The organism is Pseudoalteromonas sp. S8-8, assembly GCF_000497875.1.
GTDB lineage: Bacteria > Pseudomonadota > Gammaproteobacteria > Enterobacterales > Alteromonadaceae > Pseudoalteromonas > Pseudoalteromonas arctica.
Genome location: NZ_AUTR01000075.1, coordinates 15,239 through 36,108, shown reverse-complemented (window position 1 = coordinate 36,108; position 20,870 = coordinate 15,239). Strand labels below are relative to the sequence as shown.

The following is a 20,870-nucleotide window of genomic DNA, read 5'->3' as shown; positions in this document are numbered from 1 at the left end:
TCGCTCTTTGCCGAAGTTCGGCTTAGTTCCACTAGCAGACATTGAAGATTCTTAATGTGTGACCCATACGCTTCTAGACAATGCCCGCATCCAAGCTAAGCTCGAAGTAGAGCAAGAACAAGCAGAAATTGAAGCTGAAAAAATACTAATATCAGAGACTAAAAAAGATTTAAACGAGTGCTATCAAAAGGAAAAAAGAAAATCGGATGAAATTGGAAATACACTGACTGAAAAAAACGAATTAATACAGCACAATAAACGAGAAATGAAAATCGAAAAACAGAAGGCAAAAAATCACGGTAACGCTCTTAGTCGAAAAAACAGTTTGATAAATAAATTAAAGACCAATGCTGAATACTTAAGTTCATTCATCGAAGAGAGCTATGAAACATAAAAGCTCTCTTCGAATTCAACCTTTACCTCCAACAGAAATGCTAGTAATTCCCTTTTTTCCTAGGTTGCCCCTTGAACCCTTACCTATTCTGATGCTCTTTCTAAATCTCATGTAGCTGTCCCTGCATTAATTAATGTTTACTCTATATCTTAATTTAACAAAGCTCAAAGTATCAGAGCAACAAAAGAAAACTTAATAAGGTTCATAATGGATGTTAGAAATAGTGTTACATAGGAGTTGAACTTTCATGTATTTTAAAGCCTTGTTTTACAAGGCTCTATTTTTTAATTAATTATTTTGTATAAGTACATATATATGAACCAGGAGCTTTACCGCCTACACAAGAAACTCGACCTGCAGAAGAAGGTGATTTAGCAGAGGTACTGTAAAATTGGGCTCCAGAACGCACGGCAGCATCATAAAAATTTGAGAAAGTTGATAAACCACCTTTTTTAAAGGTATATGTACGTGGTGATGTTACAGGAAGTGTAGGTTCAACTTTGTTTCCGTCAACATCTCTACCATGTTCAAAATCCCATATAAGCTCATCACCAATAATTCCATATAACGAATATATTGCAATGCTTTTGTCATCAAAAGCAACCTGCATAAAGACTTTTTCAATTTCAGCAACGCCAGAAACTTTTGCCGCTGCGATTGTAAAGTTCGATATATCCTGTTCTAGGGTTGTATGTTCATTATAATAAGATGAAACTTCATATTGTTTTGCACCAAATCCAACTAAGTCCCAAGCGCTACCTGCAATCTCTTTAGGCACAATAGTTGCGCTTACTCCAGCTAAGCTTGCAACAACAGCACTTTTTGCATCAGATATATTATGAAAAGTATTTAAAGCGTCCTGCTCTACACCATAGCTATCTACAGTCCAACTATATATAGGTATTCTTACATCTTGAATATGACCACCACGACCATCAGGTTCATTATCTCCTTTTAATATCCTGTACCCTGTAATGGTCTTAGAAACATTGAATTTCTCAATAATTGATTTATCTAGATTCATTACATAAACATCGCGAGGGCGATCTACTTTAGCTTTTAATCTTGCTGTATTTTTGAACTGTTCGAAAGAAAAACATGTTGAGCATTCAGTGTAAAGTGGAGTTTCCGAGGCTAAACTTGAGAAAGAAACTAGTCCAATTAAAGATGTTAAAAGTAAATTTTTTATCATAATCATTCCATAATTAAATAAACGTAAAAGAAACATTATTATAATTTCTTTTTCATTACTTTTAAATCATTAACAACTACAAAAGCATTACCCATTAAGAGTTAATGTATGGGGGATGGGTAACTAACCCACTATATCGCGGCTTTTAATTTTAACTAGGCGAAGCCGTAGCGAGGAACGAGCGCGACTTTACAGAGTTAAATGCAAAATAGTCCTTAAAAAACGCGTTCACCAATCTTCCAGCTAAAAAAAGCTAATCGTGCCTTGATAAACTTCTCTTTATGGAGCTTAGAGGCTCGATAAGGAAATTTCATAGGCACAGGTAAATTGCATCACTTTTCATACAAAGTCGCTTAGAATCACTCTGAGGAGTGAAGTGTCGTGATTTTTTGGGGGATGCCGTAGCTAGGGGAAAGGCCGACAGGAGTATAAACTGAAGAGTGGCTTTAATGCTTAAAGTTTTGTAACTTATTCACAGGCTAACGCCTTTTTAATAACTCTTGTTTTTAGCACCGCTGTAGCCACCTAAAACTGTAGTCAATAAAAGAGAATAAGATGTTTTTTTATAGCCAATTATTAAGTAGATGCCTCAATCGTCTTGACTAAATAAATATAGTCCACCCTCCGCCTCGAACAACTTAATATAACTAGCGCCTCAATACCTGGCTATCACTCATCCACGAACCGCTTTGTAGCGTGCTAAGCTTAAAGATCAATAAAAAACTGGAGCACACTAAACTCGCCAATTAAAATCGTTTTTCTTGTAATTGATTTATTTCCCTCATTATATCGGTTTGTGGGGGTAAAAATTTGACTGTATGCGAGCCGCGCAAATGTCTGCTCGTAGCACGTTTACTTGTATATGTGAACAAACACCAATATGAGTAATTAACTATTTTTAGCCAATCACAATGACCGCTATTCGTTCTTTGCCGAAATTCAGCTTAGTGCTATCAGTCGTAACTCGTTTCTGCCCCAAGACGTGTTAACGTAATTACTCTATAGGTCGGCTTTGAGCGATAAGCGGTCAGTCGTATTTTTTACATTGTATGACTGCTTCAAGCTCATAGCTGCCGTTGAACTTTCATTACTTGATGTGAAATTTGAGCCTAAAACTGCAATTTTCACTTAAAAAATTACATCCATTTACAACTGAAGTTTTACCTAACACTTTTGCATGGAGCTAGATCTCAAATTCCCAAAGCGGACATTTCCATTATTCAAGTTTCAAACGAATTTAGAGTATTAAGTCTAAGGCGCTTTCGCCCCCCAAGAGAGTTAGCGCCCCCTTCAAGCTCAGGCTGTGTGAAAACTATTTTGGACTTGCGTAATTTGGAAATAGCAACGGAAAAGGCTCTGTAGATTTAAATCTGTAGTAAGTTTGGTGTCAAACTAGAGGTTTGTTGCCCATCCCCTCGAAATTAACCTTAAGCCTGTTTTTTAAACAGTAATTTGAGGGGTAAACAATTATTAAAAGGTTTACTTAATGATGTTGGCAATAAATATGTATCAAAAGTGCTCTCATAATTAAATTATCAAAATGCTATAAGAGTTTTGACTAAACTAGCTAATTTCATATTAAACCCAAGGTCACTAGGTTTTTCAGTACCTTACCGCAAGTAAGGTTAATATCGAGGGGATGGTCACAAAACCCCTATCTTCTCTGGCAATATGGTTGGAGTACCTATTTATTCTACTTTGGCATAAGTTTAATGATTGTAATGTCAGTATTAGATATTGTAAAACCTATAAAGGTGCGAGTATGCAAAGTATAAAATTAAACTCAACAATAACTTGTCCTGAGTGTGGTCATAGTAAAACAGAAAAAATGCCAACCAATGCCTGTCAGTGGTTCTATAAATGTGAATCATGCAAAGTATTATTAAAGCCTTTAAAAGGTGATTGCTGCGTTTTCTGTTCTTTTGGAACTGTTAAATGCCCACCAATTCAAGAAGGACAAGATTGCTGTAATAGCTAATCATCATAGTCATCCGTCAGATTTGGGTTTACGTAAAATAAATCTGTCAGCATTCCGCTGTAGTAACACTAAAGGCTTCCGCACTAGTAAGAGAAATGGGGTCTCTCAAAAAAACGAGCCTGCAACAGGTTTGGTTAAAATGTCTTTTCATCTTTGAAAGTATTTCTAATTGTTTTTTGAATCTCTACATATTTCGTTTACAAACTCAAATTCCAACGTTGTATGTTCAAGATGAAACGGGCTTAGTCGTGTTGATATTTCATGCTTTATTGCAATATATTCCTGTTGATCAAAATAATGGTTCACTACTAAATGAGCAGTAAGTACATGCCTTTCACCATCAAGGGACCACAAATGAAAATGATGAATATCTTCAATAAATTTCAATGTTGATAATTCAATTTTTATTTTTTCTTGAATGGCTTGCTCTGGTGTTGCCTGCAAAAACAGACGTATTGCAGTACGGAGGTTTTTTAAGACATTAAAAAGAATAAATAAGGTAAATCCGATTGAAAGTATGGGATCAAGTATTGGCAGTTCGACAAACATTAAGACGATAGCAACAATTAGCACAGCTACCCAACCTAAAACGTCTTCCAGTAAATGCCAATTAAGTACACGTTCGTTTAATGTTTTCCCGTCACTTAATTTGAAGGCAGCATAACCATTAACAATCACCCCTAATATCGCTAACCATAACATGCCTTGAGCATCAGGCATCTCTGGCGATAACAATCGAGGGAATGAAATGGTTAACACATAAATTGACCCCGCTATTAAGACAACGCCGTTAATAAGCGCACCAAGTAAAGAAAAACGGTGGTAGCCGTAACTAAACGTTTCATCATGGTTTTTCTTGCTGAGTTTATTTAATACCCATGAGAGACCGATGGATAAACTATCTCCTAAATCGTGAACCGCATCCGCCATGATTGCGGTACTGTTGGTTAACCAGCCGCCAATAAATTCGATAATAGTAAAACAAACATTTAGTATAAATGCCCAGCCAATACGACTTGAAGACATATCTTTAGGAATATGACTGTGTCCATCGCTAGTTGGATGTTGATGTAATTTGTCGGACATTACTTTCTCCTATAAATTGATATCCCGCAGCGAATACCTACGGGATATCGAGTTAAAGCAAACCGTCATATTTGCTTTAGCCAAACAGCACTACCTTCTCATTTCTTCAATCCGACCTTTAGAAAACCAACCATAAAGTACGGGGAGGACAAATAAAGTAAGGAACGTTGCTGTAACCAAACCACCAACAATTACAGTGGCTAATGGTCGTTGTATCTCAGAGCCTACACCATTTGACATGATAATAGGTATCAAACCAAGAGCGGAGGTAATCGCTGTCATCAATACAGGGCGAAGCCTTGATATAGCGCCTTCGTAAACGGCTTCGGCAATACTTTCCATACCTGTTTCAATGCGTAGATTAATCGCTTCAACCATAACCACACCATTGAGAACAGCGACACCAAATAAGGTAATAAAACCAATTGAACTTGGGACAGATAAGTATTGACCAGAAATATACAAGGCGACAACTCCACCAATCATAGCTAAGGGTAAATTGACGAGTATGAGCATAGCTTGACCAACACTAGTAAAAGCAAAATATAGTAGCAACGCAATAATACCAATAGAAAGTGGAACAACGATAGCAAGTCTTTGCTGTGCTCTTTGTTGATTTTCAAATTGGCCACCGATATCAACAGAATAACCGGGAGGTAAATCAACCTTACTTGCAATTGCTGCTCTAATATCTTTAACGACACTCCCCATGTCTCGTCCTTGTACGTTGGCTTGAATAACGACGCGTCGCTGGACATCATCTCGGCGTACCTGAGGGGGACCCGATTCAATGGCAATATCTGCAACATCACCTAACCGTACCCATGCACCTGTTGGAGCTTGTAGCCGTAAGTCAGCAATAGTTTGTTGCTGATCTCTAAACTCTTTGTCTATCCGTAGATAAATATCATAACGTTCATTACCATTAATGACTTGTCCTACTTCCTGACCACCGATACCATTTCGCACAAGTCTCATTACATCACCAACCGATAAGCCGTATCGAGATAATTGACGACGGTTTGGTCTAACGACTAACTGAGATTCACCTGCGATTGGCTCCATAGCGACATCCCTTGCACCATCAACACCTTGAATAGCATTAACTATAGCCTGACCTTGCTGAGCAAGGACATCGAGATCAGCACCAAATAGTTTTATGGCTAACTGCGCTTTAACACCAGAAAGTAATTCATCTACTCTTGTTGCGATAGGTTGAGAAAAATTCAGTAGTAAACCGGGGAATTTCTCAAGTTTTACTTCCATTAAACCTTGTAGTTCATGGCGTGTTTTAGCGCTGGTCCACTCTACAACTGGTTTGAGACCAATATAGATTTCAATGTTACTCACTGGCTCAGGATCACCACCAATTTCTGCTCGGCCAATACGACTGGTAGCATAAGTTACTTCAGGAAATTCAAGTAATATTTTTTCCAATTTAGGGGATACTAAAAGGGCAGTCGCTAAGCTGGTTGATGGGGCCATGGTTACACGTAAATTAATAGTGCCTTCTTCAAGCTCTGGCACAAATTCAGTGCCTAAATTTGGCACTAAAAATAACGTACCAACAAGCAAGGCTCCAGCCCCGATAAGAACTACTTTTTTAGCGTTCATCGCTTTTGTTAAACTACTACGGTAAAGCTTTTCTAGCACACTAACGAAAGGGCTGGTTCGAGCTTTAAAACCTCGTTGAAACAGGTAACTGGCTAACGCAGGTACAACAATGAGTGATACGGCTAAAGACGCAACCATTGCAATCATAATACTAATAGCCATCGGCTGAAATAGTTTGCCTTCAACCCCTTCTAAGCTAAATAAAGGGGCAAAAACCACCATAATAATTGTTACTGCAAAAAATACTGGCTTAGCTACTTCTCTAGCGGCAATTTGTATGCGTAAACTAACATCGACATCTTTTTCGACATCAAAAGGATTCTCACTGTCATGCATTCCTTCATGACTATGTTCGTGACGACGATCGGGCTGACTGAGATGTTTGAAAATATTTTCCATCATCACCACTGCACCATCGACCATCATTCCAATCGCAACCGCTAAACCACCCAGAGACATTAAATTCGCAGACAAGCCATTGTAAGCCATGATCATTAATGCCATACCAACAGAAAGTGGAATAGAAATAAGAACCAGTAAAACTGCGCGTACATTGAGTAAGAAAAGTACCAATACAATAACAATAAAGATAAAAGCCATTGTCAATGCTTGAGCGACTGTGCTAACTGCTTTTTCAATTAAATCTGCTTGGTCATAAATAGGTTCAAACGTTACACCTTTTGGCAGGGCTTGTTGAATGAGCGGGATTCTGTCTTTTATGCCATCAATGGCAACTTTAGTATTTGCGCCCATACGTTTTAAAACAATACCGGAAACAACTTCACCTAGGAATTTACTACCATTAGCACCGACACGTTTAGTCATTGTGACAGCGCCTTGTCTAATTTCGCTTCCAAACTCAACAGTTGCCACATCAGAAAGGTAGACAACAGTACCTTCAATTGTTTTAACAGGGATTTGTTTTAGTTCTTCAATACCTTTTTCATCACTACTTAGCCAACCGACACCGCGTATAATTAGTTGCTCTTGGCCTCTATCCATATACCAACCACCCGCATTATCATTATTGTCTTCTAATGCGTTAGCGATATCTTCTTGGGTCAATTGGTAAGCAAGTAAACGAGAAGGGTTGATATTTACTTGGTATTGTTTAACATTTCCGCCGAATGCTAAGACATCTGTAACACCATCTACAGGCATTAACAATAATTTAACCACCCAATCGTTTAGACTTCGAAGTGACGTACTGTCATAACCAGAATCTTCATCAGCGAGTAGTAAGTATTGATATACCTGCCCCAAACCAGAGGTGTTTGGACCAATTTCAGGTGTTCCAACACCTTCTGGTATTAATTCTTTTGCTGATTGCAATCGCTCAAAAACCAATTGACGAGCAAAATAAATATCGGTGCCTTCTTTGAAGACAACCGTAATACCAGACAGCCCTGTTTTAGAAATAGATCGTACTTCTTCAACATCAGGTAATGCATACATTACCGCTTCAATGGGGAAAGTAATTAGTTGCTCTACTTCTTCCGAAGCTAAACCAGGTGCTTCAGTATTTATGGCAACTTGCACGTTGGTAACATCTGGAAATGCATCCAAATTCAAACGTGGAATAGTAAAAATGGCCGTAGCCGTTAACGCAACCAAGGCAAGTATCACCAATAATCGGTTAGCGACAGACCAGTCAATCAAACGATTTAACATGTGTTAGTTCTCCAATTATCAATAAATTAATGGTTATGTGCGTCAAAACTGCCTTTGGCAATTTCCGCGGCAACATAAAAAGCACCAGTTGTGACAATTTTTGAGCCTGCTGGCAAACCATGAATTTCACGTAATATTCCCAGTTGTCGTCCCAATTCGATTTCAACACCTTTAAATTCGCCATTTTCTTCAACAAACACCATCCAATCACCATCACTACCTCGCATTAATGCTTCTTCAGGTACAGCCAGGACCTTTTTGTCAGTTTCAAGGGAAAAATAGACATCGGCAAATAATCCTGGATGAAGCTTATGGCCGTCATTTTGAACCTGTAAACGTATAATGCGTGTGCGAGTTACTGGGTCTATGGTATGAGCTTTTTGAGTGACCGTAGCTATGTATGTATTGTTACCTACATTTACTTGCGCCTTTGAATTTTTGGGTAAGTCCAATTCCATTGATGGCGCTAAACGTGCTTCAACCCATAACGTATCCTCATCAGCCAGATCAAATAAAGTACCGCCGGATTCTATGCGTTGTCCTTGACGGAAATTATCAGATAATACAGCGCCAGAAGTCTCTGCGTTTAGGGTGTATTGTCCAAGTTTTTTAGTGTTGGTAGCCAAAGAGGTAATAGCGTCAGCAGATAAGCCATACGCATATAATCGTCCTAAGTCAGCCTCAAAATCGGTCTGAGCTTCTATAAAGCGTTTATCACCTACTGCTTTTCGACCAAGTTTTTGAACCCTTTTCCATTCTGAATCAGCGAGCCTATAGCTGGCTTGTGCTTCAGCCATTGACTCACTAAATAGGGTGACTAACGGTTGATTGATTTCAACATGATCACCTAAAGCAACATGGCGTTTTAGTATCACCGAATCTACTCTTGGCGAGACCAAATAACTGGTATAGTCATTCGCTTTTATCTCTCCTTGAGCATAAATACTGTAAGTCATCGCCTGAGGCTCTAGTACGGTTATGTTAATTTCAGCTAAATTTAATTGTTCCTTTGAAAGTTTAACTCCCGCACCTTCTTCTTCGTGTTCATTTTTACCTCCATGTCCATGCCCATCGTCTTTTTCTTCTTCGTGTTCATTTTTACCTTCATGTCCATGCCCATCGTCTTTTTCTTCTTCGTGTTCATTTTTACCTTCATGGCCATGCCCATCGTCTTTTTCTTCTTCGTGTTCATTTTTACCTTCATGTCCATGCCCATCGTCTTTTTCTTCTTCGTGCTCATTTTTATCTTCATGCCCATGTCCATCATCTTTTGCTTCAACATGCTTTTCGGTTTTTTCTGCTGATTGAACATTTGCAAATGTCGAAGTACTTATGGTTGTTATTCCACAAAATAGTGCGGCAAGTGTTATTAATTTAATTTGCTTATTCATATGTTTTTCCAAAATTGGTTCATTGACTATTAATTGATTCTTGATAATGCCTTTAATATTCAAAGCTGAGATAATTGCAGAGTCGCGGCCTTAATTTGGCCTACCTGTAATAGCCAGTCGATTTGGCTTAATTGAAATTGACTTTGTAATTCAATACCAGCATTAAGACCTTCAGCACGTTGTTGTAATGCAAGTAAATATTCGGTAGTACTTACATCACCGCTTTGCCATTGCTTTTGCAGTAAATCGCCACTACGTTTTCCTCTTCCATCCATCAATTGTTGCCATCGTTGATAGTTTTTTTGATAAGTGATTAAGGTGTCAGTGCTTGATTGGATAGCAAATCTCTGTTTGCGCATAACGGAGCGAAAATTTGCTTCAGCAGCTATTGCTTGTTGATTCGCAGCTCTTGCTTGTGCTGAATAATTGTTACGGATATTCAAAGGCATTGAAAAAGTTACGCCTAACACGTTTTCCCTATCATTTTTTCCTGCGTTAAAACCTATAGTTGGGTCAGCTTTAGTTTCTAACAAAGCTAGTTGAGCATCACTTCTAGTTATTTGCCACTGTGCTTTTGCCGCTAAGACTAAGGGATGTTGTTCAAGCCATTGAGGTGAAAGTTGATAATTAGTGATAGTTAAACCTTGCGCAGGTATAACCTCTTTATCTGGCGTCCAATCTCGTAATAGCTCTTTGGTTTGGGCTTCGGCTTGTTTTAATTGAACTTGTACCTTTGCGGTAACATTCAACATTTGGGATAAACTTAAAAAAGTAAGTTCGGCATCTACTTGCCCTAGATCTCCTGCTTTTTGACGGTCTTTAACGATATCAAGTAAGGTTTCTAACTGCTTTTCTTGCTCTTGGGCAATAACCGCTTGTTTTTTAGCTGCTTGCCAAGTAATTAACGCTTGTAAAGCTTGCGCTGTCTTTTCTTGAACAAGAAAGTCAAAGTGTTTGCTTGCTTGGGTTAAACTAAAGTTAGCTTGTTGCTCTTTCGTTTCTCGCTTATCCCACCAATCAATCGTTTGATTAATACCAATAGAATAATTATTAGCGTCACCTTCTCGTTCATAACCTGTCTCTAATTCAGGATTATAAAGTGGTTGCTTGTTTCCTTCAGCATTTGAAAAAACAGCATTCATTTCTTCTTTGGCGGCAATAATATCGGGATGTTTGTTTATTTGCATCGATAACCAAGATGTCGATGTTGTTTGTGCATTTACGCTTTGTATATTAATTAAAATAGCCAAAGACATACTGACGCATAGCACAGCGCCAATATTTTTTTGAAAAAATATTTTCATAAATTAAACTCATATTTATTTAAATAGTGTTAACTAACGACAGTGAAATCGTAGTAGACACGAATATAAAGATGCTCAGCTAAACTGAGCTATTCTAATAGAGTTAACTTATAGGGGGGATTATTGGGTTATCGTGAGGAGGGCTTGAATATTGAAATAAATACCCATACTGATGTCCTATTTGATTTGGACGCTCAGTAAAGGTTTGAGCTTGAACGAGCCACTGAATATGAGATCCATGGCAATGACCACAATGATGACAATCTTTAGCATTATGTTCATTGTCTGTTGGTAATTCTTTGTCAGCTACAAAGCGATCAGATTCATGTGAATGTTCAATTTGGATATGCTGAATATCAATTTCATGAATTTCTTGTGAATTTGCAATAGCTACAAATGATTGTAATACAATCAAAATGACTAAAGTAAAATTCAAAAGCACATTTTTCACAGCAAAGACCTTTAAGGATACATAACACAAATTTATTGAGAAGGTATTTAGAAAATAATTAAATTTAAGAATATTCAAAATAACCGCACAACAATAACATCTATAGTAGCTATAGAGTCAAGAAATATTTTCAGAATTAGCTAGATAACCCTTTTTTCATTTTATAATGATTATTTAATTAGTTTTCTAATGCTTTCTACATTTTTATTGATTAGATGTCGAATGACATTTTTATATAGCCAATTTTTAATGCCAGACAAATTAGTGCCATATTTCTCATAGAATTCATCTGGGGTGTTAAAAATACCAAAGTCATCATGTATACCTTCTTTTTGAATAAACGTATCTTTGCCTGACCATTCCACTTGTGGATCTAATAAACACTTTGTTGCAATACCATATCCGCAAAAATTATTTTTCACATTTTTAAACTTAGATTGAATAGATTTTAGATATGGGTCATCAATAATAAAGCCTTCTAGATTGATCCAATTATCTTCAAAAAGCACTTCAACCCAGCTATGAATAATGAATTCTGGAGCAAGCCACATAATGTAATTGGGTATAGCACCTTTTTGTAAGCTTTTCTCAATAGTAAATCCGTGAAATCTACAAGGAATATCCAATGCTCTTAATAAAGCCATTAAAAGAGTTCCTTTAGTATTGCATTGACCATACCCATCAGCTAAAACAAAGCTCGCACTTATATCATCACGACTGTTATACCCAAACTTTATTTCATCTTTAACAAAACTGTAAGCAGCCCCTATTTTTTCAAAATCATCAAGAGAATTCCAGCCTCTATTTTTAATCAAGTCTGTAATTAGAGGGGTATCGTAATCTAGAATATTCGATTTCTTTAAATATATATGTGATTTCATAGGATTCTGCTTTACTAATTCAGTTGCTGGCTAAAACGAGCAATAGTCATTAATATATGCTCGTTATTTATCTTGTTATTAACAGCTTATAGGTCAACACATCAACACTATAATCTCTATAGTAACTATAGGGTCAAGGATGAATTGACAGAATTAGCTAGATAGATATTTTCAATGTTCATTTTAAAACCATTAGTCAGCGATTTTTCTAATGTTCTCTACATTTTCATTGATAACACCCAGTTATAAAAATATTTTTTAATACTTTACTCTATAGTAACTACAGGTATTGCAATTGATAATAATTATCATTTAGGCTGTAATATTTAAGGTTCATAGTATGCAATTTTTTTGGAACGTGCGATTAATAAGTCAAAAACATATAGGAATAAAATCATCATTCTATTTAGTGTTGATGGCGACTATTTTATTTTCGACATTGAGTATAGCGTCAACGGTTGATGAGGTTGCTCAACTACGCCAGATAGCACAGTTGGCAGAATATGTGGGGGTCGATTACGCATCAGCGGTTGATAATGGCCAAGTAATTAACGATGATGAATATCAGGAAATGCTTGAATTCTCTCAATTGATAGTTGATAAAACGTCAAGTGATAATTATGTTATGCACTCTCTCAATGAGAAAGCATCGGCCTTACAAAAGGCTATTTCAACTAAAGAAAATGTAAATATTGTCAGGCAATTTACTTCTGAACTGCGAATTTCATTATTGGCTATGATGCCTGAGTTACCTCTCCCTAAAAGATTACTGTCTAAAGAGGCGACGTTTTCTTTATTTGAAAATAACTGTGCGAGTTGCCACGGTCTTTCAGGTCAAGGAAATGGTGTTTTAGCATCGGGATTAGAGCCTGCACCTACCGATTTTACCGATAAAAACCGTGCAGAAAACCGTTCACTTTTAGGCTTGTTTGATGCCATATCTAATGGGCTTGATGATACGGCTATGCCTGCATTTACACAACTAAAAGAACAGCAGAAATGGTCCCTTGCATTTTATGTCGGTGGTTTGGCATTCCAATCATCAAGCGAATTCATCAAACCATCGCAATCAATTTCATTACAAAACTGGATAAATTATAGTCCATTAAAATTATCTACAGAAACTGACGGATTAACGAAAAATGAAATTGAAGGGTTAAGAGCCGATCCAAAATTATTGTTTACCAATCAAAGTGGTCCTTTAGCTATAACCAAAACTCAATTAGCTGCCGCAAGCATTGCGTATAAAAATGAAGAGTATGAGAAGGCCAAAACACTTGCTGTGAGTGCTTATCTAGATGGTTTTGAATTAATTGAAAATAGTTTGGATGCACGAGACAAAAATTTACGTAAAAGCATCGAAGGAAACTTGATTAAGCTTCGTCAAGTGTTAAGTAACGCACAACAGGTTAATCAACTTGAAAGCCTTATGGAAATTACTGTGAGGCAACTCAATGACGCGGAAAAACTTCTGACAGAAACCACTTTATCAAATGAGGCTCTTTTTACTGCAAGCTTAGTTATTTTGCTAAGAGAAGGTTTAGAAGCCTTGCTGGTTGTGCTGGCTTTGATAACAGTGTTAATTCGAACTAAACGTCATGATGCCTTAAAATATGTCCATTTTGGTTGGCTCAGTGCGCTACTAGCGGGTTTTGCTACTTGGGCGGTAGCCCAGTCAATGATCAATATCAGTGGTGCAAGTCGAGAAGTCATGGAAGGTATTGCTGCAATGCTTGCAGCGTTAATGTTGTTCTATGTGGGGATCTGGATGCATAGCAAAACGAATGCTGAACACTGGCAGGCATACATTCAAAAGCACATTAATACACAATTAGAAGCAGGTACACTTTGGGGATTAGCCGTGCTCTCATTTATCGCTGTTTACCGAGAGGTTTTTGAAACGGTTTTATTCTATCAATCACTGTTAACACAAGCCTCAACGACTCAATACTCATTTGTTATCGGTGGACTTTTATTCGGGATAGCTGTGTTATCGATTATTGCATGGGGAATGTTTAAATATTCTGTAAAATTGCCAATTGCTCGTTTCTTTTCAACAACAACATATCTCTTATTAGCACTGTCATTTATATTGATGGGAAAAGCAGTTTCAGCATTACAAGAGGCTGCCATTATTGGAATTTCTCCATTGCCAATTACTGTAGAGGTTGATTGGATTGGTGTTGGGTCTACTTGGGAAGGCATAATGGCACAGTTGACAATATTGGTTTTATTTATAGCCTATATGTATAGATCTAGAAGAAAACAAATAATGATTTAAGATCAGCATTGTATCTAAACATTTTTAGCTACGTCACTGGTAAGCTTTTGTAAAATACCACACTGCTCAATTGTTCCATTATTTGAGCATGTGTTACTTAAGTAATTTAATTGTTCTTTTAGGCTATTAAGTTCTTTAATACGTTGTTCAACTTGCTGAATATGACTATCGATCATGTTGTTAACTGAGTTGCATTGAATCGAGGGTGAACTTTGTAACTCAAGCAGTTGACGAATTTCCGATAAGGTTAAATCGAGCGTTCTGCATTGTTTAATAAACATCAATTGTTTAAGTGACGATTTATTATATAAACGAAAATTTCCTTCACTTCGCTCTGGGGATTTCAAGAGTTGTTCTTTTTCATAATAACGGATCGTTTGTACTGAACAATCTGTTAATTTTGCTAGTTCGCCAATTTTCATAATATTAAATTTCTTTGTTGACTCTATAGTTACCATAGACTTTATACTTTGTAAAAATGTGTTTAGCAAGGTTTTTTATGTCAAATAAATGTAGTGGCCAATGTGAGTCAGTTGTTACTGACTCTAGTATTAAAAATACTGATGCTTTTGATGGGCGTTTCACCACTGATTATAAAGTGCCTAAGATGGATTGTCCTTCTGAAGAACGATTGATAAGGTTAGCGCTCGACGGTATTGAGCCATCTGTTGGATTAAAATTTGATATTCCTAATCGGCTAGTTAAAGTTTTTCATGATGCTCATTTGGATGAGATAACTACGAAGCTTCAATCATTGAATTTAGGTGCTACGTTAGAAATAACCAGAGAAAGTTGCAGTGTTGAAGCAACCCAAGCCAAAGTATCTGCTAAAGAAAATGAAGGGAAAGAAACCATTATTCTTAAGTGGTTACTGATCATTAACGGGTTCATGTTTTTTTGTGAATTCATCGCGGGTTGGATTGCTCAATCCGCTGGACTGATTGCTGACTCGTTAGATATGTTTGCAGATGCTGCTGTATATGGATTAGCGATATATGCGGTTGGGAAAAGTATTAAGATGAAACTCAAAGCAGCCCACATATCGGGATTGCTACAAGTTATCCTTGCGTTAGGTGCTTTAAGTGAAGTGTTAAGGCGATTTATATACGGAAGTGAACCCGTATCAAATTTAATGATGATTTTTGGTGCACTTGCGTTAATTGCCAATGTTACATGTTTGTTTTTAATATCTGATAGTAAAGAAAATGGCGCTCATATGAAGGCTAGTTGGATTTTTTCAGCTAATGATGTTATTGCAAATGTTGGCGTTATATTAGCAGGACTACTGGTAACACTGACAGGATCGCGTTATCCAGATCTTGTTATTGGATTTATAATTGCCCTTGTTGTATTAAGTGGTGCTCGTCGAATTTTACAGTTAAAAGCGTAGTTGAAATCAAATAAAAAAGTCTCTGTCACAACATTAATAAGCATCAACACTCAAGTATCTCGTATTAACACGATATATCATTAGCCAAGACGTTCTGGTCAAGTGACATAAGTTATGGTGTGGTAAAAACTTACCGCACCAACATCAATTGTTGCCTTTTAATGGTTTTCCTTTGGTTATTAAATGAATATTTTAAGCCGTTTATTTCAAACCGATTTTAGGAACGTCCGCTTTTCCAATAATTTTCAATTTTCAATTCTGCTGTCGGTTATATTAGGTCAACTAACTGGTACTAAGTTGATCTCGACAAACACTCTCAATTTCAAAATATTACTTCCGATTTGCGCACAAAGTGCTCCTAAATCCTGTGGCGCAATGTGCCCCAAACCGGCATAGTACTATTAAAGGTTTAGTACATAAGAATCATGTGAATTGAATGTCCGCTTTCGGTAATTTAAATCAATATTAAATATTAAGTGTTCAAACTTCACGCTGAGAAACTGGAACGACTTTAAGATTTCCTGTAGTGCTGCTTTATCGGAAGGGTTGTCACTTTAATTTAAAGTCTCAATGACGGGTTTGGTGGCTAACTCGCCTGTCAAAGGGATAGTCTCAGGGTTTGAGGTTTAATGGCTCCTGCAAGCTCAAAGCTGCCGTTGACGACTCGTATCTGAACATTCACTTTTGCCACTTTGAAGACCTAAGGTTTTAGCACCTATCGACATCTTTTGGGCTGTAAGCGGTCATAAATTAAGAGCTGAATCAATATATCTAGCAGTCACTATGAGCCTTCAGCGGACATTTTTTGGATTGATTTACCTTTAAAATCATTTCGTTTCGATACCAAAAGCAACATTAATCTATCGCTACAAGAATATATGCTTTTGGCTTTAAATTGTTCATTATGGCTACGGACTATTAAACTAATACTTAAATAATTGATGTACAAGATCTAAAATATCAGAGAGTTATATAGTCCAATAAGGCGTTCGGGTTGAGTATCACCGTGTTGTTAGGACGAATTTCACTAACAAATATAAAGCGTTCGGTTGATTGTGAAACGATGTTTATTTTTTGAAATTGAATATTATTTTCGTTTACGGTCGCAATCGCGGCTCCACCTTTATGATAAGTAAGCGCTGCTAACGGTGCTTGCCATTTAGGTTGTCTGAGCTTTTGGTTATTAATATTAATGGAAATGGTTCCGTTAAGGCCGGTTGGTAGATTATGCTCGCGATTATCAAACTCAGCTTCAACAAGCATGGTTCCGGATAAAACACTTATTGCTTGCGCCTTACGAGTAATGGTCGCAGATACAAAGATGCCCTCATAGCCTGTAAACGTGGCGTCGATTGTATCTCCAATTGATATTTTACTAACTTCGCTTTGTGGCACATAGGTGATTAACTTCAATTCGTTTATGTTTTGTAGTTTATAAAGGTAGTTATCTAATTGATTGTTAACGCTATTGACAATGTCGCCTATCTCAATATTTTTATCTGTAATATAGCCAGCAAATGGAGCCGTTATAATAAGTAATGACTGTTGAAATTGGTTTTGTTCTTTTTGTGCGAACAAACTTGCTATTTTAGCCTTTGATTTTTCTGTTTGAACGGTCAACCTATCTAATTCAGCTTTGCTAATTAAGTTATCTTTTATTAACTGCTTGGCTCGTTTCAACGTTAATCGATTTAATTCATGCTCGGCTTTGCCAAACTCAATGTCAGCCAGTATTTGTTGCTCTTGTAGTTTAATCTCAGGAGCATCAATTACTGCAAGTACATCGCCTTTACTGACCGCACTACCAATTTCTACATATTGTTCTTTGATATAACCACTGGCTCTAGAATGTAACTTTGTCGTTTGTTTAGCCTGTGAAACGGTTGGCAGACTCACCGTTCTTTGATCCAAAACTTTGGTCAGCGTGGCGGTTTGATAACTTGATGGAGGATTCGTTTCTGCGTGCACCGTTAAGGTTGTTAATATAAGTAGGCCAATAAGTGCAATGATGTGCATTACTTTATGTAATACGGAATCTTGGGCTTTAGATTGGGCGCTATGTCTGATTTTATGTTCTGTCATTTTAGTTTTCCTCGATATCTTGAAACATTGGCTTATTTCGAAAGCTCAGTATTAGTGGTACTAATGTCAAAGTTGCTGGTGTGCCAAAAATTAAGCCTCCAATAACAGCTCTTGCAAGAGGAGCGTTTTGTTCTGCTCCTTCTCCCAATGCTAATGCCATGGGGATCATGCCAACCAACATAGCTATAGCTGTCATAATTACCGGTCTAAACCTTGTCTTTATCGCAGACAATGCTGAATTTTTTGCTAGTTTTCCCGCAAGCATTTCAGCCCTGGCAAAGCTAACAACTAAAACACTATTTGCCGTTGTTACTCCCATTACCATAATCATGCCCATAAATGCGGAGACACTTAACGGCGTATTTGAGAGGAATAGGGCAAGCAAAGAGCCGCTAATGGCCATAGGCATTGCGCTTAAAGCCACAAGTGGCAAGGCCCAAGATTGGAAATTTATTACCATCAATAGAAATACTAAAATTGCAGCCATCACCATACCCGTAGCCAAGTCACTGTAGGCTAAAAGCATGTCTTTTGCTTGCCCTTCAATAATGATTTTATTGCCAGCTTTAAGAGTAGCCTTTGTCGACGCAACGTTTTTTGTGATGTCGGTATAAACCGAACCCAAATCGCGTTGATCAACGTTAATCAATATACTGATTGTCGGGGCTAACATTTGCCGTTTAATTAATGCAGGTCGAGCGCGTTTTTCTACACTCACTAGGCTTTTTAATAATACGGTTCCCTGAGCTGAATTAGTGGCTTTAACTGGCGTATTTAACAAAGTGTTTAACGAGTCTAAACGATAGGGTGGAACTTGAGCCGCAACAATATAACTGATGCCATTATTTGCCCATGTGTTTGGGAATAAGTTTGCACTCGAGCTTAGGCTCACTAATAGGGTCTGACTGATGTCAGTCATATTCACACCTAGTTTTTTTGCAAGTATTCTATCAATATTGAGATTGATATCAGGCCAGGCCGTAACTTGATCAATGATAATATCAGCAACACCTTCAACATTTTTTAACTTGCTCATTAGTTTTGTGGCGGCCTGTAAATTTCCTTTTATATCTCGGCCTGTGATTTTTACTTCAATGGCAGAACTAGCAGTGCCATTAAGTGTTTGGGAAATAATATCAGCAGGACGAAATAGCACTTGGTAGTCAGGGAATTGTAACGCTAACTGAGCTCTGATTTTTCTAATATAAAGGTCAGTTGGTGCATGATCAGGGGTTAACTGTACTAATATCTCGCCTTCTGAAGACGTGCTAATCATAGAACTAATCCAAGTTCGATTTATAGCATCTGGAGGTCCAATATTCTCAACAATGGCCTGAATTTCGTTAGCAGGGATTATCGTTCTAATTAATTGATGAACATTCGCAAACTGTTTTGCAGCCACTTCTAGTCGTACACCATTTTCAACTCTAAGGTGTAATCGAATTCCGCCCGCGTCAGATTTAGGAAAGTAGTCTTTTCCAAGCATCATAAACGAAGAAGTTAATATGATACTTGCCACGATACTCACTCCAGTGAGTACTAAGATGCGGCAACTCAATAGTCGCTTTAAGTTTAATAAATGCACCGCAATAATTCGGTCTAATTTTTTTTCAACCTTAATGTGGACTTTGTGCACTAACGAATTTCGGTTTACATTTTCACGTTCATTTTTCAGTAATAAAAATGCGAGTATGGGCACCAATGTTCTTGAGAGTATAAAAGATGCAATCATAGCGAGTAGAACCGCTAAGGCTAAAGGCTCAAAAACGTATGCGCTTGTACCACTTAACAAAAATATAGGCATTAAAACGATACATATGCTCATCGTTGAAACAAGCTCAGGAAATACCACCTGCTTGGCGCTATCAATTACGGCTTGTCGAATTGATTTGCCGTAATCTAAGTTGCGGTTAATATTCTCAATTTCCACCAAGGCATTATCGACTAATATACCGATTGCTAATCCTAACCCTCCTAATGTCATGAGATTTAATGTGTGACCAAAAAAAGTTAACCCTGTAAGAGAAGCTAAAAGGGCTAATGGAATAGAAGTAAGCACAATGGCTGTGCTGCGAACACTGCCAATAAAAATTAAAACGACCAGAGCGACTAAAAGGGCGACTATTACCGCTTCAATTAACACTGCATTTCTAGAAGCCACAACAAATTTAGATTGGTTAAATATAGGCGTTAAGGTTAAGCCTTTAGGCGCACCTTTTTGTATGTTTGGTAAACGACGGTTGATTTCATTAATGATATCTACGGTAGATGAATTCCCTAGTTTTAAAATAGAAACAATAACGCCTGCTTGCCCATCTACACGAGCTAAACTAGTTGCAACAGCGCCACCATCACGAACCGTTGCAACATCTTGAAGTTGAATTAGACCATGTTCGCTATATTTAATGGGGATAGCTTTAAACTCAGCTACACCTTCCGGACTCCCATTAGTTGAAACGGTAAAGGCCACTTTTCCTTCACGTAAAATACCAGTCGGTAACGTAATGTTTTGTTGCGAAATAGCCATGGCTACTTCTTTTGCTGTTAGTCCATGCACCTGTAATCTATCGGGATCAATATCTACCATTAGTTGTCTAGGAGCTCCACCAAAAGGTAGGCTCAATCGTAAGCCAGGTATTGACTGCAATTGTCGTCTTAGAGTTAGTCGAGCGTAATCATACAGTTGAGACTGAGTCATCGTTTGAGAAGAAACGGCGAGTTGAAGTATAGGTACGCTTGACGTCGTATAATTAACTATTAACGGTGGGGTCATTCCCTTTGGTAGCCGCTTTAAAATGGTTTGAGAGACACTGGTAATTTGCGATAGTGCAACAGCTAACTTTGCTCTGGGGTGAAAACTGACTTGGATGAGCGAGTAGCCATTACCATTTTCAGATTGAACACGCTTTACATCGTCAACGTTATTCATGATGGCAATTTCACTAAATGATGAAATTTTTGACGCCATTTCAGAGGCACTAAGACCTGGGTATTGCCACAATACGTTGACATAGGGAATATCAATTGAAGGTAAAATGTCAGTAGATGTTTTTTGTAAAGACCTAATGCCAAACAGCAACAACAGTATAACCAATACGCCAACCGTATAACGTTGACGAAGAGCGAGCTTAACTAACCACATTTATTTAGCCTCT

Annotated in this window: 15 protein-coding genes; 4 read left to right on the top strand and 11 right to left on the bottom strand. The window is 37.5% G+C overall.

Annotation, left to right across the window (positions count from 1 at the left end):
• Nucleotides 1–58 precede the first annotated feature (58 nt).
• The gene (locus tag L659_RS0122685) at nucleotides 59–394 is read left to right on the top strand and encodes a hypothetical protein (protein ID WP_024590361.1); all 336 of its coding nucleotides are present in this window, start codon (nucleotides 59–61) and stop codon (nucleotides 392–394) included.
• 15 nt (nucleotides 395–409) lie between these two features.
• Here L659_RS0122685 and L659_RS1000000123630 read toward each other — a convergent pair whose 3' ends face one another.
• Nucleotides 410–505 carry a DUF4236 domain-containing protein gene (locus L659_RS1000000123630; protein WP_076915493.1) on the bottom strand — a complete coding sequence of 32 codons (96 nt, stop codon included), beginning with the start codon at nucleotides 503–505 and terminating at the stop codon, nucleotides 410–412.
• Nucleotides 506–686: 181 nt separating this feature from the next.
• Nucleotides 687–1,586: a hypothetical protein gene (locus tag L659_RS0122680; protein ID WP_024590362.1), complete on the bottom strand. Its 900-nt coding sequence runs from the start codon at nucleotides 1,584–1,586 to the stop codon at nucleotides 687–689.
• A 1,762-nt stretch (nucleotides 1,587–3,348) separates the two neighbouring features.
• On the opposite strand from L659_RS0122680, the gene L659_RS1000000124000 reads away from it, so the two are divergent.
• A complete protein-coding gene (locus tag L659_RS1000000124000) occupies nucleotides 3,349–3,564 on the top strand; it encodes a GDCCVxC domain-containing (seleno)protein (protein ID WP_076915486.1) in 216 nt (71 codons plus the stop codon).
• Between the two features lie 165 nt (nucleotides 3,565–3,729).
• Here the strand turns inward: L659_RS1000000124000 and L659_RS0122665 are convergent, their stop codons facing one another.
• The 6 genes from L659_RS0122665 to L659_RS0122640 form a co-directional block, all read right to left on the bottom strand.
• On the bottom strand, nucleotides 3,730–4,650 hold the full coding sequence (locus tag L659_RS0122665; RefSeq protein ID WP_024592061.1) for a cation diffusion facilitator family transporter: 921 nt from the start codon (nucleotides 4,648–4,650) through the stop codon (nucleotides 3,730–3,732).
• Between the two features lie 90 nt (nucleotides 4,651–4,740).
• Nucleotides 4,741–7,935, bottom strand: coding sequence for an efflux RND transporter permease subunit (locus L659_RS0122660; RefSeq protein WP_024592060.1), 3,195 nt, complete (start codon nucleotides 7,933–7,935; stop codon nucleotides 4,741–4,743).
• Nucleotides 7,936–7,961: 26 nt separating this feature from the next.
• Entirely contained in the window at nucleotides 7,962–9,338 is a 1,377-nt protein-coding gene (locus L659_RS0122655; RefSeq protein ID WP_442960117.1) for an efflux RND transporter periplasmic adaptor subunit, read from the bottom strand.
• A 47-nt stretch (nucleotides 9,339–9,385) separates the two neighbouring features.
• A complete protein-coding gene (locus L659_RS0122650) occupies nucleotides 9,386–10,630 on the bottom strand; it encodes a TolC family protein (protein ID WP_024592058.1) in 1,245 nt (414 codons plus the stop codon).
• Between the two features lie 103 nt (nucleotides 10,631–10,733).
• The gene (locus L659_RS0122645; protein ID WP_024592057.1) at nucleotides 10,734–11,081 is read right to left on the bottom strand and encodes a hypothetical protein; all 348 of its coding nucleotides are present in this window, start codon (nucleotides 11,079–11,081) and stop codon (nucleotides 10,734–10,736) included.
• 170 nt (nucleotides 11,082–11,251) lie between these two features.
• A complete protein-coding gene (locus L659_RS0122640; RefSeq protein ID WP_024592056.1) occupies nucleotides 11,252–11,962 on the bottom strand; it encodes a transglutaminase-like domain-containing protein in 711 nt (236 codons plus the stop codon).
• A gap of 340 nt (nucleotides 11,963–12,302) precedes the next feature.
• On the opposite strand from L659_RS0122640, the gene L659_RS0122635 reads away from it, so the two are divergent.
• Nucleotides 12,303–14,243: a cytochrome c/FTR1 family iron permease gene (locus L659_RS0122635; RefSeq protein WP_024592055.1), complete on the top strand. Its 1,941-nt coding sequence runs from the start codon at nucleotides 12,303–12,305 to the stop codon at nucleotides 14,241–14,243.
• A gap of 14 nt (nucleotides 14,244–14,257) precedes the next feature.
• Here the strand turns inward: L659_RS0122635 and cadR are convergent, their stop codons facing one another.
• Nucleotides 14,258–14,665, bottom strand: coding sequence for a Cd(II)/Pb(II)-responsive transcriptional regulator (gene cadR / locus L659_RS0122630; protein ID WP_024592054.1), 408 nt, complete (start codon nucleotides 14,663–14,665; stop codon nucleotides 14,258–14,260).
• 77 nt (nucleotides 14,666–14,742) lie between these two features.
• On the opposite strand from cadR, the gene L659_RS0122625 reads away from it, so the two are divergent.
• Nucleotides 14,743–15,633, top strand: a complete 891-nt coding sequence (locus tag L659_RS0122625; RefSeq protein ID WP_024592053.1) for a cation transporter — start codon at nucleotides 14,743–14,745, stop codon at nucleotides 15,631–15,633.
• A 960-nt stretch (nucleotides 15,634–16,593) separates the two neighbouring features.
• Here L659_RS0122625 and L659_RS0122620 read toward each other — a convergent pair.
• Together L659_RS0122620 and L659_RS0122615 are read right to left on the bottom strand one after the other, a co-directional pair.
• Nucleotides 16,594–17,715 carry an efflux RND transporter periplasmic adaptor subunit gene (locus L659_RS0122620; RefSeq protein ID WP_024592052.1) on the bottom strand — a complete coding sequence of 374 codons (1,122 nt, stop codon included), beginning with the start codon at nucleotides 17,713–17,715 and terminating at the stop codon, nucleotides 16,594–16,596.
• A gap of 1 nt (nucleotide 17,716) precedes the next feature.
• Nucleotides 17,717–20,857 carry an efflux RND transporter permease subunit gene (locus L659_RS0122615; RefSeq protein ID WP_024592051.1) on the bottom strand — a complete coding sequence of 1,047 codons (3,141 nt, stop codon included), beginning with the start codon at nucleotides 20,855–20,857 and terminating at the stop codon, nucleotides 17,717–17,719.
• Between the last annotated feature and the right edge of the window lie 13 nt (nucleotides 20,858–20,870).